Genomic DNA, 17535 nt, shown 5'->3' on the forward strand with positions numbered 1-17535 from the left:
ACTGCGGCAAGCGCACGATGAAAGCACTCTGGCAACTCACGGCGGCCCAGCTCGCCGAAGGCTTTGGCGCCGGCGCCTTCACGCCGGAGCAGGCGCTCGCGGCCTGCCTGGCGCGCACGGCCGAGGTGAACCCGCGGCTCAATGCGCTGGTGGTGCTCGATGCCGAAGGCGCGGCCGAGGCCGCGGCGCAAAGCACCGCGCGCTGGCGCTCGGGCCGCGCGCTCGGCGCGCTCGACGGCGTGCCGGCCACCATCAAGGACAACCTGCAGGTGCGCGGCCTGCCCACGCACTGGGGCAGCCGCGCGCTGGCCGGCTTCGTCGCCGAGCGCGACGAGCTGCCGGTGGCGCGGCTGCGCGAAGCCGGCGCGGTGATCTTCGGCAAGACCAACGTGCCCGAGTTCACGATGCAGGGCTACACCGCCAACCCGGTCTTCGGTCCCACCGGCAATCCGTGGAACCCGGCGCTCACGCCCGGCGGCTCCTCGGGCGGCGCGGTGGCGCTGGTGGCCGCGGGCGGCTGCCCGATCGCGCTGGGCACCGATGGCGGCGGCTCGATTCGCCGGCCCGCCTCGCACACCAACCTCGTGGGGCTCAAGCCCTCGCGCGGCCGCGTGCGGCGCGGCAATGGCCTGCCGCCGATCTTTCTGGACTTCGAGGTGGTGGGGCCGATGGCGCGCTGCGTGGACGACGTGGCCGCGGTCATGCGGGCGATCGCGCCGCGCGCCGCGGCCGATGCGCCGCATGAAGCCAAGCCTGCGCGCATCCTCTACCTGCCGCGCTTCGCGGACCACCCGGTGGACCCGCGCATCGCGCGGCTGGTGGATGCCGCGGCCGAGAACCTGGCCGCGCTCGGGCACGAGGTCACGACGCAGCCGCGCTTCGAGCTGGCCGAGGCGGTCAACCAGCGCTGGCCGCTGCTCGCGCAGGTGGGCCTGGCCTGGCTGGTGGACCATCCGCAAGAGCTCTGGCCGCGGCCCTTCGATCCCGCGCTGTTCGGCCCCGCAATGCAGGCCAACACCGGGACCGGCCGCGCCGCCTCGGCGCGCGAGCTGTTCGAACTGCTGTTCGAGGCCGAGCGCCTGCGCGGCGAACTCGCGGGCCTGTTCGAGCAGCACGACTTTTTGCTGACCCCCGCGACCGCGGCGCTGCCCTGGCCCGCGGCCGACACCCATCCGCCGCGCATCGACGGCCGCGAGGTCGGTCCGCGCGGCCATGCGGTGTTCGCGGGCTTCGTCAACGCCGTGGGCCTGCCCGCGATCGCGCTGCCCTGCGGCTTTGCCGAGGGCCTGCCGGTGGGGCTGCAGCTGGTCGCGCGCGAAGGCGGCGACGACGCGCTGCTGGCGCTGGCCCGCGATTTCGAACGCGCCCATCCGTGGCAGCGCTTTCCCGCCCTGTGAGCGCGGCGGCCGGCGGCCTTGCGCCCGCCAGCGCCGCGCATGCGCTGCACCTCGCGCGGCGCGAGGGCCGGCGCGTGCCCTCGGCGCTGCTGCAGACGGCCAGCCGCGCCGAGGCCTATGCCATCCAGGACGCCACGCTGGCGGCGATCGGCCCGGTCGGCGGCTGGAAGGTGGGCGCGCGCGCGCCCGGCCAGGAGCCCACCTGCGCGCCGCTGCCGGCCGAGGGGCTGCTGCCCGGCGGCGTGCGCCTGCAGGGTCCGGCATGGCGGCTGCGCGGCATCGAGGCCGAGGTCGGCTTCCAGCTGGGCGCGGACCTGCCGCCGCGCGCCGCGCCCTACACGCTGGCCGATGTGGCAGGCGCCGTCGAATCGGTGCTGCCGGTGATCGAGGTCGTCGAGACCCGGCTGGCCGACTGGTTCGGCGCCCATGCCAACGCCCTGCTGGCCGACCTGCTGAGCCATGGCGCGCTGGTGCTGGGGCAGCGCCAGCCCTTCGCGCCGGCCTGGTTCGACCTGCAGCGCGCCGAGGCCGCGCTGCACTTCGACGGGCAGACCGTCGCGCACACCGTGGGCGAGCATCCGAGCCCCGACGCGGGCGCGCTGCTGGTGTGGCTGGCCAACCATTGCGCCGCGCGCGGCGCCGGACTCAAGGCCGGGCAGATCGTCACGAGCGGTTCGTGCACCGGCATGCTGTTCGCGTCGGCGGGCACGGCGGTGCGCGTGGAGATCGGCGAGCTCGCGCCCGTGGCCCTCTCGTTCTGACGTCTTCTTGCGGCACCGTCGCCGCCGGAACCCATGTCCGGAAACAGCGAGCGCCGCGCCCGCGGCGGCCGCACACTTTCGGCATGCCGACCTCTCCTGCCCACATCGTCCGCGTCCTCGACTGGCCCCGCATCGAAACCGAGCTTGCCACGCGCGGCTGCGCAACCACGGGCGTGCTGTTCAGCCCGAAGGAGTGCGCCGCGCTGGCCGCGCTGTATGACGAGCCCGGCCATTTCCGCAGCCGCGTGGTGATGCAGCGCCACGGCTTCGGCCAGGGCGAGTACCAGTACTTCGGCAACCCGCTGCCCGCTCCGGTCGCGGCCTGGCGCAGCGCGCTGTACGAGCGCCTCGCGCCGCTCGCCAACGCATGGGCCGCCGCGATGGGCCAGCCGGCCGACTACCCGGCGGACCACGCGGCCTATCTCGCGCGCTGCCATGCGGCGGGCCAGCTGCGGCCCACGCCGCTGCTGCTGCGTTATGCCGAAGGCGACTACAACTGCCTGCACCAGGACCTGTACGGCGACCTCCAGTTTCCGATGCAGCTCACGGTGCTGCTGAGCCGGCCGGGCGAAGACTTCACGGGCGGCGAATTCGTGCTCACCGAGCAGCGCCCGCGCATGCAGTCGCGCGCCGAGGTGGTGCCGCTCGCGCAGGGCGAGGCGGTGATCTTCGCGGTCAACCAGCGGCCCGTGGCGGGCACGCGCGGCAGCTACCGCGTCACCATGCGGCACGGCGTGAGCCGCGTGCGCGCGGGGCGGCGGCACACGCTGGGAATCATCTTCCACGACGCGCGCTAGCCAAGCCCGCGTCTTGCGCACGACCGTGCCATGACGCGCGCGGCCCGAAGTCGCGCAAAATCCGCCCTGCACCCCGGGTGCTCGCCATGATTTCCGACAACCAAACGATCGGGGCAGCGAGCGGCCGGATGCGATCCGCGGCCCGACGTGACGGCCGCGGGTGCGTTCGAGTGGTCGACAGGGAGCTGTATGAACAAGAAGAACTCATCCGGGTCTGCGGGTGGGGCGGGAAAGCCGCCTCTCGCATTCTTTGAATTTTCCGCCGCCGTGGCGCGGCTTTCGCGCCGCTTCAGGGTCGACGTGAGCACCATCGTGAGCGCGGTGGCGCTGACGCAGTCGCTGCTGCTGGCCACGCTCGGCTACTGGGGCTCGCAGCGGCTGGTGGCGAAGATCGGCGCCTCCGCGCACGCGGCCAACCACTACCGCACCGAGGACAACATGCTCGCGGTCCTCGCCAAGACCGAGTCGGCGGTCGGTGCGCTGGCCGGCGCGCCCAGCCTCGGCGCCGCGGGCGAGCATGCCCAGCGCACGGCCGAGCTTCTGTGGACCCTGCTGCAGCAGGCGCCCGAGCTCGACAGCCTCTACGTGGCCGACGACACGGGCCAGATGCTGATGGCGCTGCGCTACCCGGTGCCGGCCATCCGGCGCATCGCGCGCGGCGCGGGCACCGGCGAACTCGCCATCGAGACCTGGCAGTACAAGCTGCCGCCCGCGCCCGAGATCGACGCGCAGCAGCGCTTCGCCACGCAGCGCATCGAGTCCTTCCGCAGCAGCTACGACCCGCGGCTGCAGCGCTGGTACCAGCAGGCGCGCCAGATGCAAAGGCCCGTGTGGACCGCGCCCTACGCCTTCGCCGCGACGCAGGAGCTGGGCGTGAGCTATGCCTTGCCCAGCAAGCGCCGCGCGGCCGAAGGCGGCCCCCGGCTGCTGGTGGTGGGCGGCGATGTCTCGCTGGGCCGGCTCTCGCAGTTCGTGCGGCTGTTCGCAAGCGACGGCCGCGGCGACGGCGCCCTGCTGGACGCCGGCGACCAGGTGCTCGCGCGCAGCGACCAGCCCGGCGTGCTGCGCCAGCCCGAGCCGCCCACCGGCGTGCTGGGCGCGCTGCACGCCCAGATGCTGGAGAACCGCACGCCGGACGGCGCGGGCGGCGCAGCCTTCTCGTTCGAGCACGAAGGGCGCGGCTACCTGGCCCAGGCTTCGCGCATTCCTTCGGCCGGCTGGCAGCTGGTGAGCTGGGTGCCCGAGGACTTCGTGCTCGGCGCCCTGCGGCGCGCCGTGCTGTGGTGGCTGCTGCTGGGCCTGGCGCTGCTCGCGGCCGCGCTGTTCGTGTCGCTGCAGCTGTCCAGGCTGGTCACCTCGCCGGTCGAGAAGCTCGCGCAAATCGCGCGCCGCATCGGCCTGCTGGAGCTCGACGACCTGCCGCGCGAGCCGAGCCGCGTGCTCGAGATCCAGAACCTGGACCGGGCGCTGGACGAATCGGCGCGCAGCCTCAGGGCGTTCAGCAAGTTCGTGCCGGTGGACGTGATCAGCCAGCTCGTGGCCGAGGGCCAGGCGCTGGCGCCCAGCGGCTCGCCGCGGCGCATGACCGTGATGTTCACCGACATCGAGGGCTTCACGCGGATCTCCGAATCGATGGAAGCCAATGTGCTGGTACGCATGCTGACCGAATACTTCAACCTGGCAACGCGCGTGCTGGCGCGCTACGGCGGCGTGGTCGACAAGTTCATGGGCGACGGCATCATGGTGCTGTGGGGCGCGCCCGCCGACCTGAAGGACGCGGAGTACCGCGCCTGCCTGGCCGCGCTGCAGCTGCACATCGAGACGAGTGCGCTCAACCGCAGGTGGCGCGCCGACGGGCTGCCCGAGTTCCGCACGCGCGTGGGCATCCACACCGGCGTGGCGATCGCGGGGGTGCTGGGTTCGAACGACCGGCTGTCCTACACGGCGCTGGGCGACGTGGTCAACGTGGCCAGCCGCATCGAGGGCATCAACAAGCAGCTGGGCACGCACACGCTGATCTCGGAGGTCACCTGCGCGGGCCTGAAGGGCCGGCTGCAGACGCGCCGCATCGACGAGCGGGTGGCGCTGCGCGGCCGCCAGACGCGCATGGTGCTCTACGAACTGCTGATGCCCTGAGAGGCCGCGGCGCGCCGCGCCGCAAACTCCACGTACCAGCCGAGCGAGCCGGGGTTGGCCATGGCCTCGGGGTTGACCACCTTCTGAAGCGGCTGGCCCAGCAGCAGCTTCTTGATCGGCAGCTCCTGCTTCTTGCCCGAGAGCGTGCGCGGGATCTCGGCCACCTGGAAGATGTCGTTGGGCAGGAAGCGCGGCGAGAGCGAGGTCTTGATCGCGTGGTTGATCTTGCCGCGCATCGCATCGTCGAGCGCGACGCCGGGGCGCAGCACCACGAACAGCGGCATGTAGCTTTCGCGGCCCAGGTATTCGAGGTCGACCACCATGGAGTCGAGCACCTCGGGCAGCGCCTCGACGGCGCTGTAGATCTCGCTGGTGCCCATGCGCAGGCCCTGGCGGTTGATGGTGGCGTCGCTGCGGCCGTAGATGATGCAGCCGCCGTCCTCGCCGATCCTGATCCAGTCGCCGTGGCGCCAGACGCCGGGGTAGGTGTCGAAGTAGCTCGACAGGTAGCGCGCGTTGCCTTCGTCGCCCCAGAAGTACAGCGGCATCGATGGAATCGGCCGCGTGCAGACCAGCTCGCCCACTTCGCCGATGACGGGCTTGCCGTCTTCGTTCCAGGCCTCCACCGCATGGCCGATCTGGCGGCACTGCATCTGCCCGGGCACTTCGGGCAGCTCGCGGTTGCCGCCGACGAAGGCGCCGCAGAAGTCGGTGCCGCCCGAGATGTTGCACCACCACACGCTGCTCGCGCCCGCGGCCAGCAGCTGCGCCGTGCCCCAACGCTGCACCTCTTCCGACAGCGGCGAGCCGGTGCTGCCGAGCGCGCGCACGCGCGACAGGTCGCCGCACTCGGCCGCGACCACGCCGGCCTTCATGCAGTTGGTGAAGTAGGCCGCGCCGGCGCCGAAGAAGCTGATGCGGTGCTTCGCGACGAAGCGCCACAGCACGCTCCAGTCGGGCTTCTCCTTGCTGCCCGCCGGATGGCCGTCGTAGATCACGATGGTCGCGCCGAAGGCCAGGCCCGCGAGCTGGCAGTTCCACATGACCCAGCCGGTCGAGCTGTACCAGTGGAAGCGCTCGTCGAAGTTGTTGGCGCCGTAGCTTGCGCCGATGTCGTTGTGCAGGCCGCAGGCGTACATCGTCATGATGATGCCGCCTTGCCCGTGCACGATGGGCTTGGGCAGGCCGGTGGTGCCGCTCGAATAGACGATCCAGATCGGGTGGTCGAAGGGCAGCCATTCGGGCTCGAAGGCCGCCACCTCGGCGTCGCGGCGCGCGCTGGCGGCCTGCCAGTCGGCGTCGGCGGCGAGCTGCTGCGCGGCATGGGGCGTGCGCAGCAACAGCAGCTTCTGCACGCTGGGCAGCGCATCGCGCAGCTCCTGAACCACCGCGCTGCGGTCGATGGGCTTGGCACCGTAGTGCACGCCGTCGGCAGCAATCAGCAGCTTGGGCTCGATCTGGCGGAAGCGGTCGACCACGGCGGCCGTGCCCATGTCGGGCGCGCACACGCTCCACACGGCGCCGATGCTCGAACACGCGAGAAAGGCCACCATGGTCTCGGGCACATTGGGCAGGTAGGCGGCCACGCGGTCGCCGCGCTGCACACCCAGTGACTTGAGCGTGAGCGCCACCGAGGCCACCTGCCGGCGCAGCTCGGGCCACGGCATCTCGCGCACTTCGCCCAGCTCGTTGTCGCTCACGATGGCCGGCAGGCCGGCCGCATGCGCCGCATCGGCATGGCGCAGCACCTCGCGCGCGTAGTTGACCTCGGCGCCCGGAAACCACGTGGCGCCGGGCATGCGGTCGTCGGCCAGCACCGCCGTGTGCGGCGTGGGCGACACGATGCCCATGTAGTCCCAGATGCTCTGCCAGAAGGCGTCGAGATCGGTCACGGACCAGCGCCACAGCGCGTCGTAGGTGTCGAAGGACAGGCCGCGCTGCTCGCGCAGCCAGTCCTGGTAGAGGCGGATCTGGGGAATGTTGGGAGCGGGCATGCACCAAGCCTAATGCCGCATTCCGCGCCGTTCAACCGGGTTTGACCTCAGGGTTTGTACGCGTGTTCAATAGTTTTGTACAGACGTTCAATACGCTCGATGAACACCCGCACCCCGCCCGCCAGGCGAAGCGCCCACCGCGCCGCGGCCGCCGCTGCCGAAGCCGCCCGGCCCGATCGGCGCCACGCCATCCTGCTGGCGGCGGAAAAGCTTTTTGCGCAGCACGGCTACCACGCGGTCACCATCCGCCAGATCGCCGAGGAAGCGGGCGTGCCGCTGGCGCTGGTGGGCTACTACTTCGGCCCGAAGCACGAGCTCTTCCACGCGATCTTCGAGCACTGGAGCCACAGCATCGAGGAGCGGCTCGCGGGCCTCAAGGCCGTGGACAACGACCCTGACGACGCACGCACGCTGCCGCGCATCATCGAGGCCTTCACCGGGCCGGTGCTGGCGCTGCGCGCGAGCGCCGAGGGCGAGTACTACGCGCTGCTGGTGGCGCGCGAGCTCTACCACGCCACCGAGGAAGCCGACCGCGTGCTGCGCGGCTACTTCGATCCGCTGGCCGAGGCCTACATCGACGCGCTGCACGTCGCGCTGCCGCATGCCACGCGCGGGCAGGCCGCCTGGGGCTACCAGTTCTCGCTCGGGGCGCTATTGCACCACCTGAACGACAGCCGCATCGAGCGGCTCTCGCGCGGCGAGAACCGGCGCAGCGATCCGGCCGTGGCGCCGATGCTCGTGAACTTCATCGTCGGCGGGCTGCGCGCCGCGCTGCCGCGACCCAAGGCCCCGCAGAAGAAAACCACCCCCAGGAGACAGAAGACATGATGAAACGACGCACCCTGCTGTCGGCGCTGGCCGCCGCCTCGGCCGCCGCGGCGCTGCCCTCGCGCGCGCAATCGAACCCGAAGATCGTGTTCGGCTACACGGCCGTGTCCGACTTCGCCTCGGTCTTCGTGGCGGCCGAAGAGGGCTACTTCAAGAAGCGCAATCTCGACGTCGAGCTCAAGTTCATTCCGCTCAACTCCACCATTCCCGCGGCGCTGCAGTCCGACTCGCTGCAGATCGGCGGGCCCACGCCCTCGGTGTTCCTGCAGGCGGTGGACGGCGGGCTCGACCTGGTGCTGGTGGCCGGCGGCGGCCTCACGTCCAAGACCATCACGGGCTTCGGCCTGGTGGCGCGCGCCGGCTCGGGCATCAAGGGGCCGCAGGACTGCGTGGGCAAGAAGATCGGCGTGCCGGGGCTCGGCGCGTTCCTGCACGTGACCTTCCGTGCCTGGCTCAAGGAAAGCGGCGTGGACTACCGCAAGGTCAACTTCGTCGAGGCCTCGTTCCCGCAGCATGCCGACCTGCTGCGCGGCGGCTCGGTCGACGCAGTGGTGTCGGCCGATCCGTTCATGAGCCGCATCACCGAAAGCGGCGCGGGCTACGTGGCCTCGTACTACTCCACCTTCCTGCCCGAGAACAACCAGACCATCGTGCATGCGGCCAAGCGCGAATGGGTGTTGAAGAACCCGGGCGCCGCGCGCGCGTTCCGCGAGTCGCTGGTGGAGGCCGCGGCCTTCATGCAGCAGCCGAAGAACGACGCCCGGGTGCGCGCGGCCATCGGCAAGTACATCAAGCTGCCGCCCGAGGTGCTCGCGAAGATCCAGATCTCGCCGCCCGGCGCCACGGTGAGCGAGAAGCAGCTGGGCTACTGGGTCGGCCTAATGAAGGACCAGGACATGCTCAAGACCTCCATCGACGTTGGGAAGCTGATCGCCAAGTGAGCACTGCTGCCGACTTCCTTCGCTTCGACGGCGTCGCGATCCGGCTCGGCGGGCGCGAGATCCTGTCGCCCACCTCGTTCGACGTGGCGCGCGGCGAGTTCGTCTGCATCGTGGGCCCGAGCGGCTGCGGCAAGACCACGCTGCTGCGCGCGGCCAGCGGCCTGGTCACCGCGAGCGCCGGCGAGGTGCGGCGCAAGGGCGTGAAGATGAGCGAGCCTTCGCGCGAAGTGGCCTTCGTGTTCCAGGACTACGGCCGCGCGCTGCTGCCCTGGCGCACGGTGGAAGGCAACGTGAGCCTCGCGCTCGAAGCGGCCGGCGTGCCCGCGGCCGAACGCGCGCCGCGCATTGCCGAGGTGCTCGGCAAGGTCGGCCTCGCGAAGCATGCGCAGAAGTTTCCGGTGCAGCTTTCGGGCGGCATGCAGCAGCGCGCGCAGATCGCCCGCTGCCTCGCGCAGAAGCCCGAACTCATGATGATGGACGAGCCCTTCGGCGCGCTCGATGCGCTCACGCGCCAGAGCCTGCAGGACGAGCTCGCGCGGCTGGTGCGCGACGACGGGCTCACGGTGCTGTTCGTCACGCACGATCTCGAAGAGGCCATCTACCTCGGCGACCGCGTGATCGCGCTGCAGGCCAACCCCGGGCCGGGGCGGCCCAGCCTGGCGCGGATGATCGACGTGAAGATTCCGCGGCCGCGCGACCAGCTCACGACGAAGGAGCATCCGGAGTATCTGCAGCTGCGTCGCGAACTGTTTGCCTTCATCGAGCAGGGCCATGGCTGAACGCCGCCTACTGCGCTGGCTGCGGCCCTGGGTCTTTCCGGCCCTGCTGGTCGGGGCCTTCGAGTGGTACGCGCGGCGCGCAGCGGCCTTGGGCAGCGATGCGCTCGCCCCGCCGAGCGCGGCGGCCCGGGCCTTCATGGGCGCGGCGCTCGATGGCTCGCTGTGGCAGGCGACGGGCTTCACGCTGGGCACGGCCGCGCTCGGCCTGCTGCTGGGTGCGGTGCTGGGCATTGCGCTGGGCCTGGTGCTCGGGCTCTCGCGCCGCGCGGCGCAGCTCGGCTCGCTTTCCATCGAGGTGCTGCGTCCCGTGCCCTCGGTGGCGCTGATTCCGCTCGCGATGCTGACCTTCGGTTTCGGCGTGCGCATGGAACTGGCCATCGTCGCCTTTGCCACCTTCTGGCCACTGCTGGTGCTGGTGCAGTCGGCGGTGCAGCAGATCGAGCCGCGGCTGCTCGAGGTGAGCCGCGTGCTGGGGCTCTCGGCGCGCGAGCGTGCCTTCAAGATCGTGCTGCCGGCCATCGCGGCGCGCCTGTTCGTGGCGCTGCGCCTCGGCGTGGCGGTGGCGCTGGTGGTGGCCGTCACGGTGGAGATTGCGGCCAATCCCAACGGCATGGGCTACGCGATGATGATCGCGCAGCAGAGCTTCGACCCCGCGCTGATGCTTGCGTGGCTGGGCTGGATCGGCGTGGTGGGCTTTGCGGTCAATGCGGGCATGGTGCTGCTGCAGCGCGTGGTCGCACGGCGCATGGGGGTGCTGCCATGAACGGCAACGGCCGCGTTGGCATCTTGGTGAACCGGCTCGGCTCGCTCGCCGTGCTCTTTGCATTGATTGCGCTGTGGTGGATGGCGAGCAACGCGGGCTGGGTGAGCCGCGTGTTCCTGCCGACACCGCAGGCCACCTTCGCCAGCCTGCTCGAAGGCCTCAACCTCCGCGGCCCGAACAGCAACGGCGAACTGCTCGCCTTCACGCAGGCCACGGTCGGCCGCATGCTGCAGGGCTGGCTGCTGGCGTCGCTGTTCGGCGTGCTGCTGGGCGCGGCCATCGGCGTGTCGCCCGCGGTGCGCGCGTGGGTGCAGCCGACGCTCGAATTCATTCGCCCGCTGCCCGCCTCCGCGCTGCTGCCGCTTGCGATCTCGATCTTCGGGCTGAACCCCGGCATGGTGCTGTTCGTGGTGGCCTTCGGCGCGATGTGGCCGGTGCTGCTGGCCACGGTGCACGGCTTCGCGGCCGTGGAGCCGCGGCTCTCGGAAGTGGCGCGCTGCCTGCAGATGTCGCGCGCGGCCTTTGTCTGGAAGATGGGCCTGCCCAACGCCATGCCCGACATCCTGGCCGGCATGCGGCTTGCGCTGACCATTGCGCTGATCGTCGCAGTGGTGGGCGAAATGATCGCCTCGCAAAGCGGCCTGGGCCAGGCCATTCTGCTGGCCGCGCGCGCCTTCCGCGCGAGCGACCTGTTCGCCGGCATCGTGCTGCTCGGGCTGATCGGCTTCGCGAGCAATGCGCTGCTGGCCTTTGCCGAGAAGCGGCTGCTGCGCTGGCAGCAGCCCTGACGCCCTCCCTCACACCCCCATTCCACAAGGAGCCCCGCCATGCCACGCAAGTTCGTCGACCTTTCGATCTTTCTCGAAAACGATGTGCTGTCCGATCCACCGGCCTTCGCGCCGAAGATCCAGTACTTCACGCACGAGCAGACCTACGAGCAGATCGAGCCCTTCTTTCCGGGCCTCAAGAAAGAAGACCTGCCCGACGGCGAAGGCTGGGCCGTGGAGCTGGTGCAGCTGTCGACGCACAACGGCACGCACCTCGATGCGCCCTATCACTTCCACTCGACCATGGACAAGGCGCTGGGCGAGAAGAAGCCCGCCATCGCGATCCACGAGGTGCCGCTCGAATGGTGCTTCCAGCCCGGCGTGAAGCTCGACTTTCGTCACTTCGCCGACGGCTATGTGGTCACGGCGAATGACGTCGAGGCCGAGCTCAAGCGCATCGGCCACACGCTGAGCCCGCTGGAGATCGTGGTGGTGAACACGCGCGCGGGCTCGCGCTACGGCCACAACGACTACGTCTCGGCCGGCGCGGGCATGGGCTACGAGGCCACCATGTATCTGCTGGAGCGCGGCGTGCGCCTCACGGGCACCGACGCCTGGAGCTGGGATGCGCCCTTCGTGCACACCGCCAGGAAGTACGGCGAGACGCACGACGCCTCGCTGATCTGGGAAGGCCACAAGGCCGGCCGCGACATTGGCTACTGCCACATCGAGAAGCTGCACAACCTCGAGGCGCTGCCGCCCACGGGCTTTTTCATCAGCTGCTTTCCGCACAAGATCCGCGGTGCATCGGCCGGCTGGACGCGCGCGGTGGCGATCTTCGACGACGCGCTGATGGCGTCGGCCTGAAACGCGGGAGGCCAAGGCCATGAATGCCGCGCTCAACCACACGCACGACGCCAACGCCAGGAGCTGGGTCGCCGCTGCCAACACGCAAGGCACCGACTTTCCGATCCAGAACCTGCCCTACGCGGTGTTCCGCCGCACCGGCAGCCCGCAGCCCTTTCGCGGCGGCGTGGCCATTGGCGACCAGGTGCTCGACATGGCCGCGCTCTCCGCGCGCCAGCTGCTCGACGGACTCGCGCTCGATGCGGCCCGTGCTGCCGCGCTGCCCGCGCTCAACGATTTCTTCGCGCTCGGCGGCACCGCCTGGCGTGCGCTGCGCCACGCGGTGTTCGCCTTGCTGCGCGACGATGCACCGGCCGCCACGGCCAAGCTCGTGCGCGAATGCCTGGTGCCGCAGGCCGAGGTCGAATACACCTTGCCCGCGCGCATCGGCGACTACACCGACTTCTACACCTCCATCGACCATGCGCTGAACATCAGCCGCCTGATGAACCCCGAAGGCGACGTGACGCCCAACTTCCGCTGGATTCCGACGGCCTACCACGGGCGCGTGTCGACCATCGGCATCAGCGGCCAGCGCTTTCACCGCCCGATGGGGCAGACCATGGCGCCGGGCGCCAAGGCGCCCACCTTCCACGCCTGCGCGCGGCTCGACTATGAGCTCGAGCTTGGCATCTGGATCGGCGAAGGCAATGCGGCCGGCGAACCGATTCCGCTCGAACGCGCGGAAGAACACATCTTCGGCATCTGCCTGCTCAACGACTGGTCGGCGCGCGACATCCAGTTCTGGGAGATGGCGCCGCTCGGTCCCTTCCTTGCGAAGAATTTCGCGACCACCATCTCGCCGTGGATCGTGACGATGGAAGCGCTCGCGCCCTACCGCCAGGCCTGGACGCGGCCCGCCGACGAGCCCCAGCCGCTGGCCTACCTCGAAAGCCGCGGCAACCGCGAAAGCGGCGCGATCGACATCCGGCTGGAGGTCTGGCTCGAAAGCGAGAGGGCGCGCAATGAGGGGAGCGGGCCTTCGCGCCTGTCGCGCACCAGCTTCAGGCACCAGTACTGGAGCGTGGCGCAGATGGTGGCGCACCACACGGTGGGCGGCTGCAGCCTGAACCCGGGCGACCTGTTCGGCAGCGGCACCATCTCGGGACCGGGGCCGGGCGAGGCCGGCGCGATCATCGAGCTGACGCGCGCCGCGCAAGACCCGGTCACGCTGGCCAACGGCGAGCAGCGCGGCTTCCTGGAAGACGGCGATGCGGTGCTGCTGCGCGGCTGGTGCGAGAAGCCGGGCCATGCGCGCATCGGCTTCGGCGAAAGCCGCGGGACGGTGCTGCCCGCGAAGGGCTGAAGGCATCCATCCGGCGCGCCAAAAGAAAAGGCCACCGTTGAGGGTGGCCTTTTGCATGAAATGTGGAGCGGGAAAAGAGTCTCGAACTCTCGACCTCAACCTTGGCAAGGTTGCGCTCTACCAACTGAGCTATTCCCGCATTTCGAGCCGCAGATTATAGCCTGGTTTTTTCAGGCCTTCTTCGGCTCTTCACTCAGTGGCCGAACACCGAGGCGCGGTGCAGCGAAATGCCGGCCATCACGCCATCGGCCGAAGCCATCGTGGCGTTGTGGAACATCATGGCCGCATCGCCGGCCGCGAACACGCCGGGCACCGTGGTCATCTTCATTGCGTCGGTGCGGATCAGCGGGCCGAAGCCGCCCTCGTCGATCGCGCATCCGAGCTGCTCGGCCAGCGGGCTTGCGAGGCGCGTGCGCGGCACCAGGAACATCGCATCGAGCGGCACGCGCCGGCCGTCCGCGAAACGGACGCCCGAGAGCTCGGCAGGCGACGGCCCCTCGAGCGCCGCGATGCGGCCCGGCTCGATCGCCACGCCGCGCGCCTGCAGCCTCGCGCGCGTCTCGTCGTCCACCGTGTTGTTGCCGTTGAGGAACAGCGTGGCCGATCCCCATTCGGCGAACAGGATCGCATGCTCGGGCGCATGCGGCTGCTCGATCAGGATGCCCAGGCGCCGGCCGCTGACTTCATAGCCGTGGCAGTACGGGCAGTGCAGCACGCTTCGGCCCCAGCGTTCGCGCACGCCCTCGATCTCCGGAAAGCCGTCCTCGACGCCGAAGGCGAGCACGATCCGGCTGGCCGTCAGCGGCGCGCCGCCGCCTTCGAGCGAAACAGCGAACCCGCCCGCGCCGTCGGCCTGCGCCTCGGCAACGCGGCCTTCGACGAAGCTGGCATTCGGATACGCGAGCACCTTGGCGCGCGCATCGGCAATCATCTTCAGCGGCGGCGTGCCGTCCTGCCCGAAGAAGCCGTGCGATGCGGCAGCGAAGCGGTTGCGCGGCGCGCCCGCATCGACGATGCAGACCGTTTTTCGCGCGCGCGCAAGCTGCAGGGCAGCGGAAAGGCCGGCAAAGCTGCCGCCCACGACCAGAGCGTCATAGTGCATGTTCGATGTCCTTGCGAGTGAAGCCGCCGCCTGTCATGCGGCGATGAAAGTCCCTGGAAAGATCGGCCAGCGTGATGCTGTTGAAACGCTCGAGCAGCAGGGCCTCGGCCTCGCGGCAGGCGCCGTCGAGCGCCGCATTCACGGCCTGTTCGACGATGCAGCCCGGGCTCTCGGTGCGGTTGCCCATGGCCAGCAGCGCCGGAGATCCCACCGCCTGGTGGATGTCGCCGAGCGTCACGGCATCGAGCGGGCACGACAGCACCCACCCGCCGCCATGGCCCTTGGCCGAACTCACGAAGCCCGCTTCGCGCAGGCCCGCCATGACCCGGCGCACCACGACGGGATTTGTCTGCATGGCCATGGCCAGCGATTCGGAGGTGACGGGCCCCTCCATCTCGGCCATGTGCAGCAGTGCGTGGAGAACGCCTGAAAGCTTGCTGTCTCGTTTCATGCAACATTATTAGTTGCGTGAAAGCGGAAGCGCTCGAGAGGGCTGCATTTGACCCTGCGGGCATTGCGGTTGCCTTCCCCCGGGGAGGGGCGCGCCGCCTAACGCACGACCCCCCATTCCGGACGACGGAGCCGTCCCACACGCGCCGGGGGCCACCTCGCACACGGCGACATGTGCGCAGGTGGTCACGGTAGCGACCGAACTGGCCCAAAGCCGGTTCAGTGACCATTCAACGAAAGGAAAAGTCACCTATGAAGCAGCAACAACACAAATCCCTTTTCGTCGGCGCCTTGCTCGCAGGCCTTCTTGCCATGAGCGGCTTCGCACAGGCACAGAGCGTGGGCGTTGGCGTGGGCGTGAATGCCGACGTCAACACATCGGGCAGCGCGACCGCGCCCCAACGCCAAGGCGCCGCGGGCGCCGGTGCACGCACCGAGGGAAGTGCCGGCGGCAGTGCCGCCACGAATGCCGGCGTGCAGCCGGTCGAAGTCCCCGGCAAGGCCGCAGGCGGGCTGGGCAACACCCTGGGCGGCGTGGTCGGCGGCGCGACGGGTGCGGTCGGCGGTGCCACCAACGCAGTCGGCGGTGCGACCAGCGCCGTGGGCGGTGCCACCAATGCCGCGACTGGCGCGGCCGGCAACGTGACCGGCGCGACCAATGTCGTCGGTGACACGGTGGGCGGCGTGACCGGTGCCGCAGGCTCGGCCGGCGGCGCGCTGAAGGCACCGGCCGTGGGCGCCAAGGCCAGCGGCAAGGCCAAGGGATCCGGCGCGGTCGACGTCAAGAAATAAGCACTTCGCTCAGGGAAAGAAGCCCGCGGTGCGCCTGCGCCGCGGGTTTTTTTTTAGCTTGCCTCGAGCCTGAACAGGCTGGTCACTTCCACGTCGAGCACCATCAGCTCGCGCTGGTTGAAGAGCCGCCAGCGCCAGCGCAGGATGCCGAGCGTCGGCCGCTTTTCGGAGCGCCGCGCCTCGATGACGTCGGCCACCAGCCGCAAGGCATCGCCGGGCCGCACCGGATGGGGCCAGCGCACATGCTCGAGCCCCGGCGAGGCAAAAGACTCCGAGCCCCTGAGCGCGGCATCGACCACGAGCCGCATCGCGATCGAGCAGGTGTGCCAGCCGCTCGCGATCAGCCCTCCGAAGGCGCTGTCCGCCGCGGCGACGGCGTCGGTGTGGAACCACTGCGGGTCGTAGGCCTGCGCGAAGCCGATGAGCTCCGCTTCGGACACGACATAGGGCCCGGCCTCGATGACCTGGCCGGGGTGGAAGTCGGCGAACTTCATTCGCCGCAGCTTAATAGGTTTCGAGGTGCAGCCGGCCTTCGCGCTTCAGTGCGGCGCCCACGGTGTCCCAATCGAGCCCTGCTTCCTTCGCCACGTCGCGCAAGGCAAGCACCACGCCTTCTTCCATGCTCTTGAGCCCGCACACGTAGAAGTGGCTCGCGCCGTCCTTCAGCAACGCAGCCAGGTCGGCGGCGCGTTCGCGCATCAGGTCCTGCACGTAGCGCCTGGGTTGGCCCGGCGTGCGCGAGAACGCGAGGTTGATGTCGATGAAGTCCTTGGGCAGCGACTGCAGCGGCCCGAAGTACGGCAGCTCCTGCTGCGTGCGCGCGCCGAAGAACAGCATGAGCTTGCCGCCTTCGAACTTGCCGCTCTTGCGCAGGCGCCGGCGCCATTCGGTCATGGCGCGCATCGGCGCGCTGCCGGTGCCGGTGCAGATCATCACGATGTGCGACCTGGGATGGTTCGGCATCAGGAACGAGGAACCGAAGGGCCCCACCACCTGCACCGTGTCGCCCACCTTCAGGTCGCAGACGTAGTTGGAGCACACGCCGCGCACCGGGTCGCCCTGGTGGTCTTCGGTCACGCGCTTCACGGTGAGCGACACGTTGTTGTAGCCGGGCCGCTCGCCGTTGCGCGGGCTGGCCACCGAGTACTGGCGCGCATGGTGGCGTTTGCCGATGGCATCGACGCCCGGCGGCACGATGCCGATCGACTGGCCTTCGAGCACCGGGAACGGCACCACGCCGAAGTCGAGCACGATGTGGTGGGTTTCGCTGTCGAAGCCCGCCTCGGTGCAGTTGAAGTTGCCCACCACGGTGGCGGTGGTCGGCGACTTCGGCGCAAAGAGGTTGGTGTAGGCGTGCGCGGCCGACCAGGGCGGCACGGTGGCGCCGTACTGGGCCGAATTGAAGACCGGCTCGATGGCATCGACGGCAGTCTGGCTCGATGCGGGCGCGGCAGCCGGCGCGGCTTCATCGCCGGCATCGGCGGCGGAAACGCCTGCGGCCTCGAGCTCCTCGGGCGTGAGCTCCGCGGGCAGCGATTCCCAGGTGAGCTGTTCCTCGATCGTGTAGGCGCGCACCAGCGGCATGGTGCGCCAGTTGTCGATCGAGCCGGTGGGGCACGGCGAGATGCAGGCCATGCAGCCATTGCAGATGTCGGCGCGCACGACGTAGTTGTTGTCGTCGTGCGTGATCGCGTTGACGGGGCAGGTGGCCTCGCAGGTGTTGCAGCGGATGCAGATCTCGGGGTCGATCAGGTGCTGCTTGATGACCCCGGCTTCAACGGCCATGTCCATGTTTTTTCTCCTTTCCCTCGCCCCT

17 protein-coding genes and 1 tRNA gene are annotated in these 17535 nt (G+C 70.0%); 12 read left to right on the forward strand and 6 right to left on the reverse strand.

Annotated elements, in window-relative coordinates; translation table 11 throughout:
• Positions 1-17 precede the first annotated feature (17 nt).
• The 4 genes from AC1DSC_RS03435 to AC1DSC_RS03450 all read left to right on the forward strand — a co-directional run bounded on the left by AC1DSC_RS03435 (position 18) and on the right by AC1DSC_RS03450 (position 5091).
• Complete coding sequence (locus AC1DSC_RS03435; RefSeq protein WP_436287067.1) at positions 18-1397, forward strand: amidase; 1380 nt, start codon at positions 18-20, stop codon at positions 1395-1397.
• Positions 1373-2158, forward strand: coding sequence for a 2-keto-4-pentenoate hydratase (locus AC1DSC_RS03440; RefSeq protein ID WP_244883452.1), 786 nt, complete (start codon positions 1373-1375; stop codon positions 2156-2158). Before AC1DSC_RS03435 ends, AC1DSC_RS03440 begins: the two co-directional genes overlap by 25 nt.
• Positions 2159-2241: 83 nt before the next feature.
• Complete coding sequence (locus tag AC1DSC_RS03445) at positions 2242-2955, forward strand: 2OG-Fe(II) oxygenase (protein ID WP_436287066.1); 714 nt, start codon at positions 2242-2244, stop codon at positions 2953-2955.
• A 189-nt stretch (positions 2956-3144) separates the two neighbouring features.
• Positions 3145-5091 (forward strand): adenylate/guanylate cyclase domain-containing protein, encoded by a 1947-nt coding sequence (locus AC1DSC_RS03450; protein ID WP_436287065.1) that lies wholly within the window; start codon positions 3145-3147, stop codon positions 5089-5091.
• Here the strand turns inward: AC1DSC_RS03450 and AC1DSC_RS03455 are convergent.
• Positions 5070-7085, reverse strand: a complete 2016-nt coding sequence (locus tag AC1DSC_RS03455; protein ID WP_436287064.1) for an acetoacetate--CoA ligase — start codon at positions 7083-7085, stop codon at positions 5070-5072. The genes AC1DSC_RS03450 and AC1DSC_RS03455 overlap by 22 nt on opposite strands.
• 99 nt (positions 7086-7184) lie before the next feature.
• On the opposite strand from AC1DSC_RS03455, the gene AC1DSC_RS03460 reads away from it, so the two are divergent.
• The 7 genes from AC1DSC_RS03460 to fahA are packed head-to-tail and all read left to right on the forward strand — an operon-like array spanning position 7185 to position 13375.
• A complete protein-coding gene (locus tag AC1DSC_RS03460) occupies positions 7185-7913 on the forward strand; it encodes a TetR/AcrR family transcriptional regulator (RefSeq protein WP_436287063.1) in 729 nt (242 codons plus the stop codon).
• Positions 7910-8854 carry an ABC transporter substrate-binding protein gene (locus AC1DSC_RS03465; protein ID WP_436287062.1) on the forward strand — a complete coding sequence of 315 codons (945 nt, stop codon included), beginning with the start codon at positions 7910-7912 and terminating at the stop codon, positions 8852-8854. The genes AC1DSC_RS03460 and AC1DSC_RS03465 overlap by 4 nt, the downstream gene beginning before the upstream one ends.
• Positions 8851-9633 (forward strand): ABC transporter ATP-binding protein, encoded by a 783-nt coding sequence (locus tag AC1DSC_RS03470; RefSeq protein ID WP_436287061.1) that lies wholly within the window; start codon positions 8851-8853, stop codon positions 9631-9633. Before AC1DSC_RS03465 ends, AC1DSC_RS03470 begins: the two co-directional genes overlap by 4 nt.
• Positions 9626-10396, forward strand: coding sequence for an ABC transporter permease (locus tag AC1DSC_RS03475; protein ID WP_436287060.1), 771 nt, complete (start codon positions 9626-9628; stop codon positions 10394-10396). The genes AC1DSC_RS03470 and AC1DSC_RS03475 overlap by 8 nt, the downstream gene beginning before the upstream one ends.
• Entirely contained in the window at positions 10393-11184 is a 792-nt protein-coding gene (locus AC1DSC_RS03480) for an ABC transporter permease (protein WP_412510066.1), read from the forward strand. The genes AC1DSC_RS03475 and AC1DSC_RS03480 overlap by 4 nt, the downstream gene beginning before the upstream one ends.
• A 39-nt stretch (positions 11185-11223) precedes the next feature.
• Positions 11224-12030, forward strand: a complete 807-nt coding sequence (locus AC1DSC_RS03485) for a cyclase family protein (protein ID WP_436287059.1) — start codon at positions 11224-11226, stop codon at positions 12028-12030.
• A 19-nt stretch (positions 12031-12049) separates the two neighbouring features.
• Positions 12050-13375, forward strand: a complete 1326-nt coding sequence (fahA, locus tag AC1DSC_RS03490) for a fumarylacetoacetase (protein WP_436287058.1) — start codon at positions 12050-12052, stop codon at positions 13373-13375.
• A 63-nt stretch (positions 13376-13438) separates the two neighbouring features.
• On the opposite strand, the gene AC1DSC_RS03495 is transcribed toward fahA, so the two are convergent.
• The 3 genes from AC1DSC_RS03495 to AC1DSC_RS03505 form a co-directional block, all read right to left on the reverse strand.
• A tRNA-Gly gene (locus AC1DSC_RS03495) sits at positions 13439-13514 on the reverse strand.
• 54 nt (positions 13515-13568) lie between these two features.
• On the reverse strand, positions 13569-14477 hold the full coding sequence (locus AC1DSC_RS03500) for an NAD(P)/FAD-dependent oxidoreductase (RefSeq protein WP_436287057.1): 909 nt from the start codon (positions 14475-14477) through the stop codon (positions 13569-13571).
• On the reverse strand, positions 14467-14928 hold the full coding sequence (locus AC1DSC_RS03505; RefSeq protein ID WP_436287056.1) for an RrF2 family transcriptional regulator: 462 nt from the start codon (positions 14926-14928) through the stop codon (positions 14467-14469). Before AC1DSC_RS03505 ends, AC1DSC_RS03500 begins: the two co-directional genes overlap by 11 nt.
• 251 nt (positions 14929-15179) lie before the next feature.
• On the opposite strand from AC1DSC_RS03505, the gene AC1DSC_RS03510 reads away from it, so the two are divergent.
• The gene (locus AC1DSC_RS03510; protein WP_012745262.1) at positions 15180-15719 is read left to right on the forward strand and encodes a hypothetical protein; all 540 of its coding nucleotides are present in this window, start codon (positions 15180-15182) and stop codon (positions 15717-15719) included.
• 53 nt (positions 15720-15772) lie between these two features.
• Here AC1DSC_RS03510 and AC1DSC_RS03515 read toward each other — a convergent pair whose 3' ends face one another.
• Both AC1DSC_RS03515 and boxA read right to left on the reverse strand, forming a co-directional pair.
• Positions 15773-16213: a MaoC family dehydratase gene (locus AC1DSC_RS03515; protein WP_307593150.1), complete on the reverse strand. Its 441-nt coding sequence runs from the start codon at positions 16211-16213 to the stop codon at positions 15773-15775.
• Between the two features lie 10 nt (positions 16214-16223).
• On the reverse strand, positions 16224-17510 hold the full coding sequence (gene boxA / locus AC1DSC_RS03520) for a benzoyl-CoA 2,3-epoxidase subunit BoxA (protein ID WP_436287055.1): 1287 nt from the start codon (positions 17508-17510) through the stop codon (positions 16224-16226).
• Between the last annotated feature and the right edge of the window lie 25 nt (positions 17511-17535).

This window comes from Variovorax sp. 01N425 (genome assembly GCF_056399465.1).

Excerpts from the sequence above, each read along its gene's own strand:
- AC1DSC_RS03435 (WP_436287067.1), top strand. The coding sequence starts at position 18 with ATGAAAGCACTCTGGCAACTCACGGCGGCCCAGCTCGCCGAAGGCTTT.
- AC1DSC_RS03445 (WP_436287066.1), top strand. The coding sequence starts at position 2,242 with ATGCCGACCTCTCCTGCCCACATCGTCCGCGTCCTCGACTGGCCCCGC.
- AC1DSC_RS03450 (WP_436287065.1), top strand. The coding sequence starts at position 3,145 with ATGAACAAGAAGAACTCATCCGGGTCTGCGGGTGGGGCGGGAAAGCCG.
- AC1DSC_RS03455 (WP_436287064.1), bottom strand. The coding sequence starts at position 7,085 with ATGCCCGCTCCCAACATTCCCCAGATCCGCCTCTACCAGGACTGGCTG.
- AC1DSC_RS03460 (WP_436287063.1), top strand. The coding sequence starts at position 7,185 with ATGAACACCCGCACCCCGCCCGCCAGGCGAAGCGCCCACCGCGCCGCG.
- AC1DSC_RS03465 (WP_436287062.1), top strand. The coding sequence starts at position 7,910 with ATGATGAAACGACGCACCCTGCTGTCGGCGCTGGCCGCCGCCTCGGCC.
- AC1DSC_RS03475 (WP_436287060.1), top strand. The coding sequence starts at position 9,626 with ATGGCTGAACGCCGCCTACTGCGCTGGCTGCGGCCCTGGGTCTTTCCG.
- AC1DSC_RS03480 (WP_412510066.1), top strand. The coding sequence starts at position 10,393 with ATGAACGGCAACGGCCGCGTTGGCATCTTGGTGAACCGGCTCGGCTCG.
- AC1DSC_RS03485 (WP_436287059.1), top strand. The coding sequence starts at position 11,224 with ATGCCACGCAAGTTCGTCGACCTTTCGATCTTTCTCGAAAACGATGTG.
- fahA (WP_436287058.1), top strand. The coding sequence starts at position 12,050 with ATGAATGCCGCGCTCAACCACACGCACGACGCCAACGCCAGGAGCTGG.
- AC1DSC_RS03500 (WP_436287057.1), bottom strand. The coding sequence starts at position 14,477 with ATGCACTATGACGCTCTGGTCGTGGGCGGCAGCTTTGCCGGCCTTTCC.
- AC1DSC_RS03505 (WP_436287056.1), bottom strand. The coding sequence starts at position 14,928 with ATGAAACGAGACAGCAAGCTTTCAGGCGTTCTCCACGCACTGCTGCAC.
- AC1DSC_RS03510 (WP_012745262.1), top strand. The coding sequence starts at position 15,180 with ATGAAGCAGCAACAACACAAATCCCTTTTCGTCGGCGCCTTGCTCGCA.
- AC1DSC_RS03515 (WP_307593150.1), bottom strand. The coding sequence starts at position 16,213 with ATGAAGTTCGCCGACTTCCACCCCGGCCAGGTCATCGAGGCCGGGCCC.
- boxA (WP_436287055.1), bottom strand. The coding sequence starts at position 17,510 with ATGGACATGGCCGTTGAAGCCGGGGTCATCAAGCAGCACCTGATCGAC.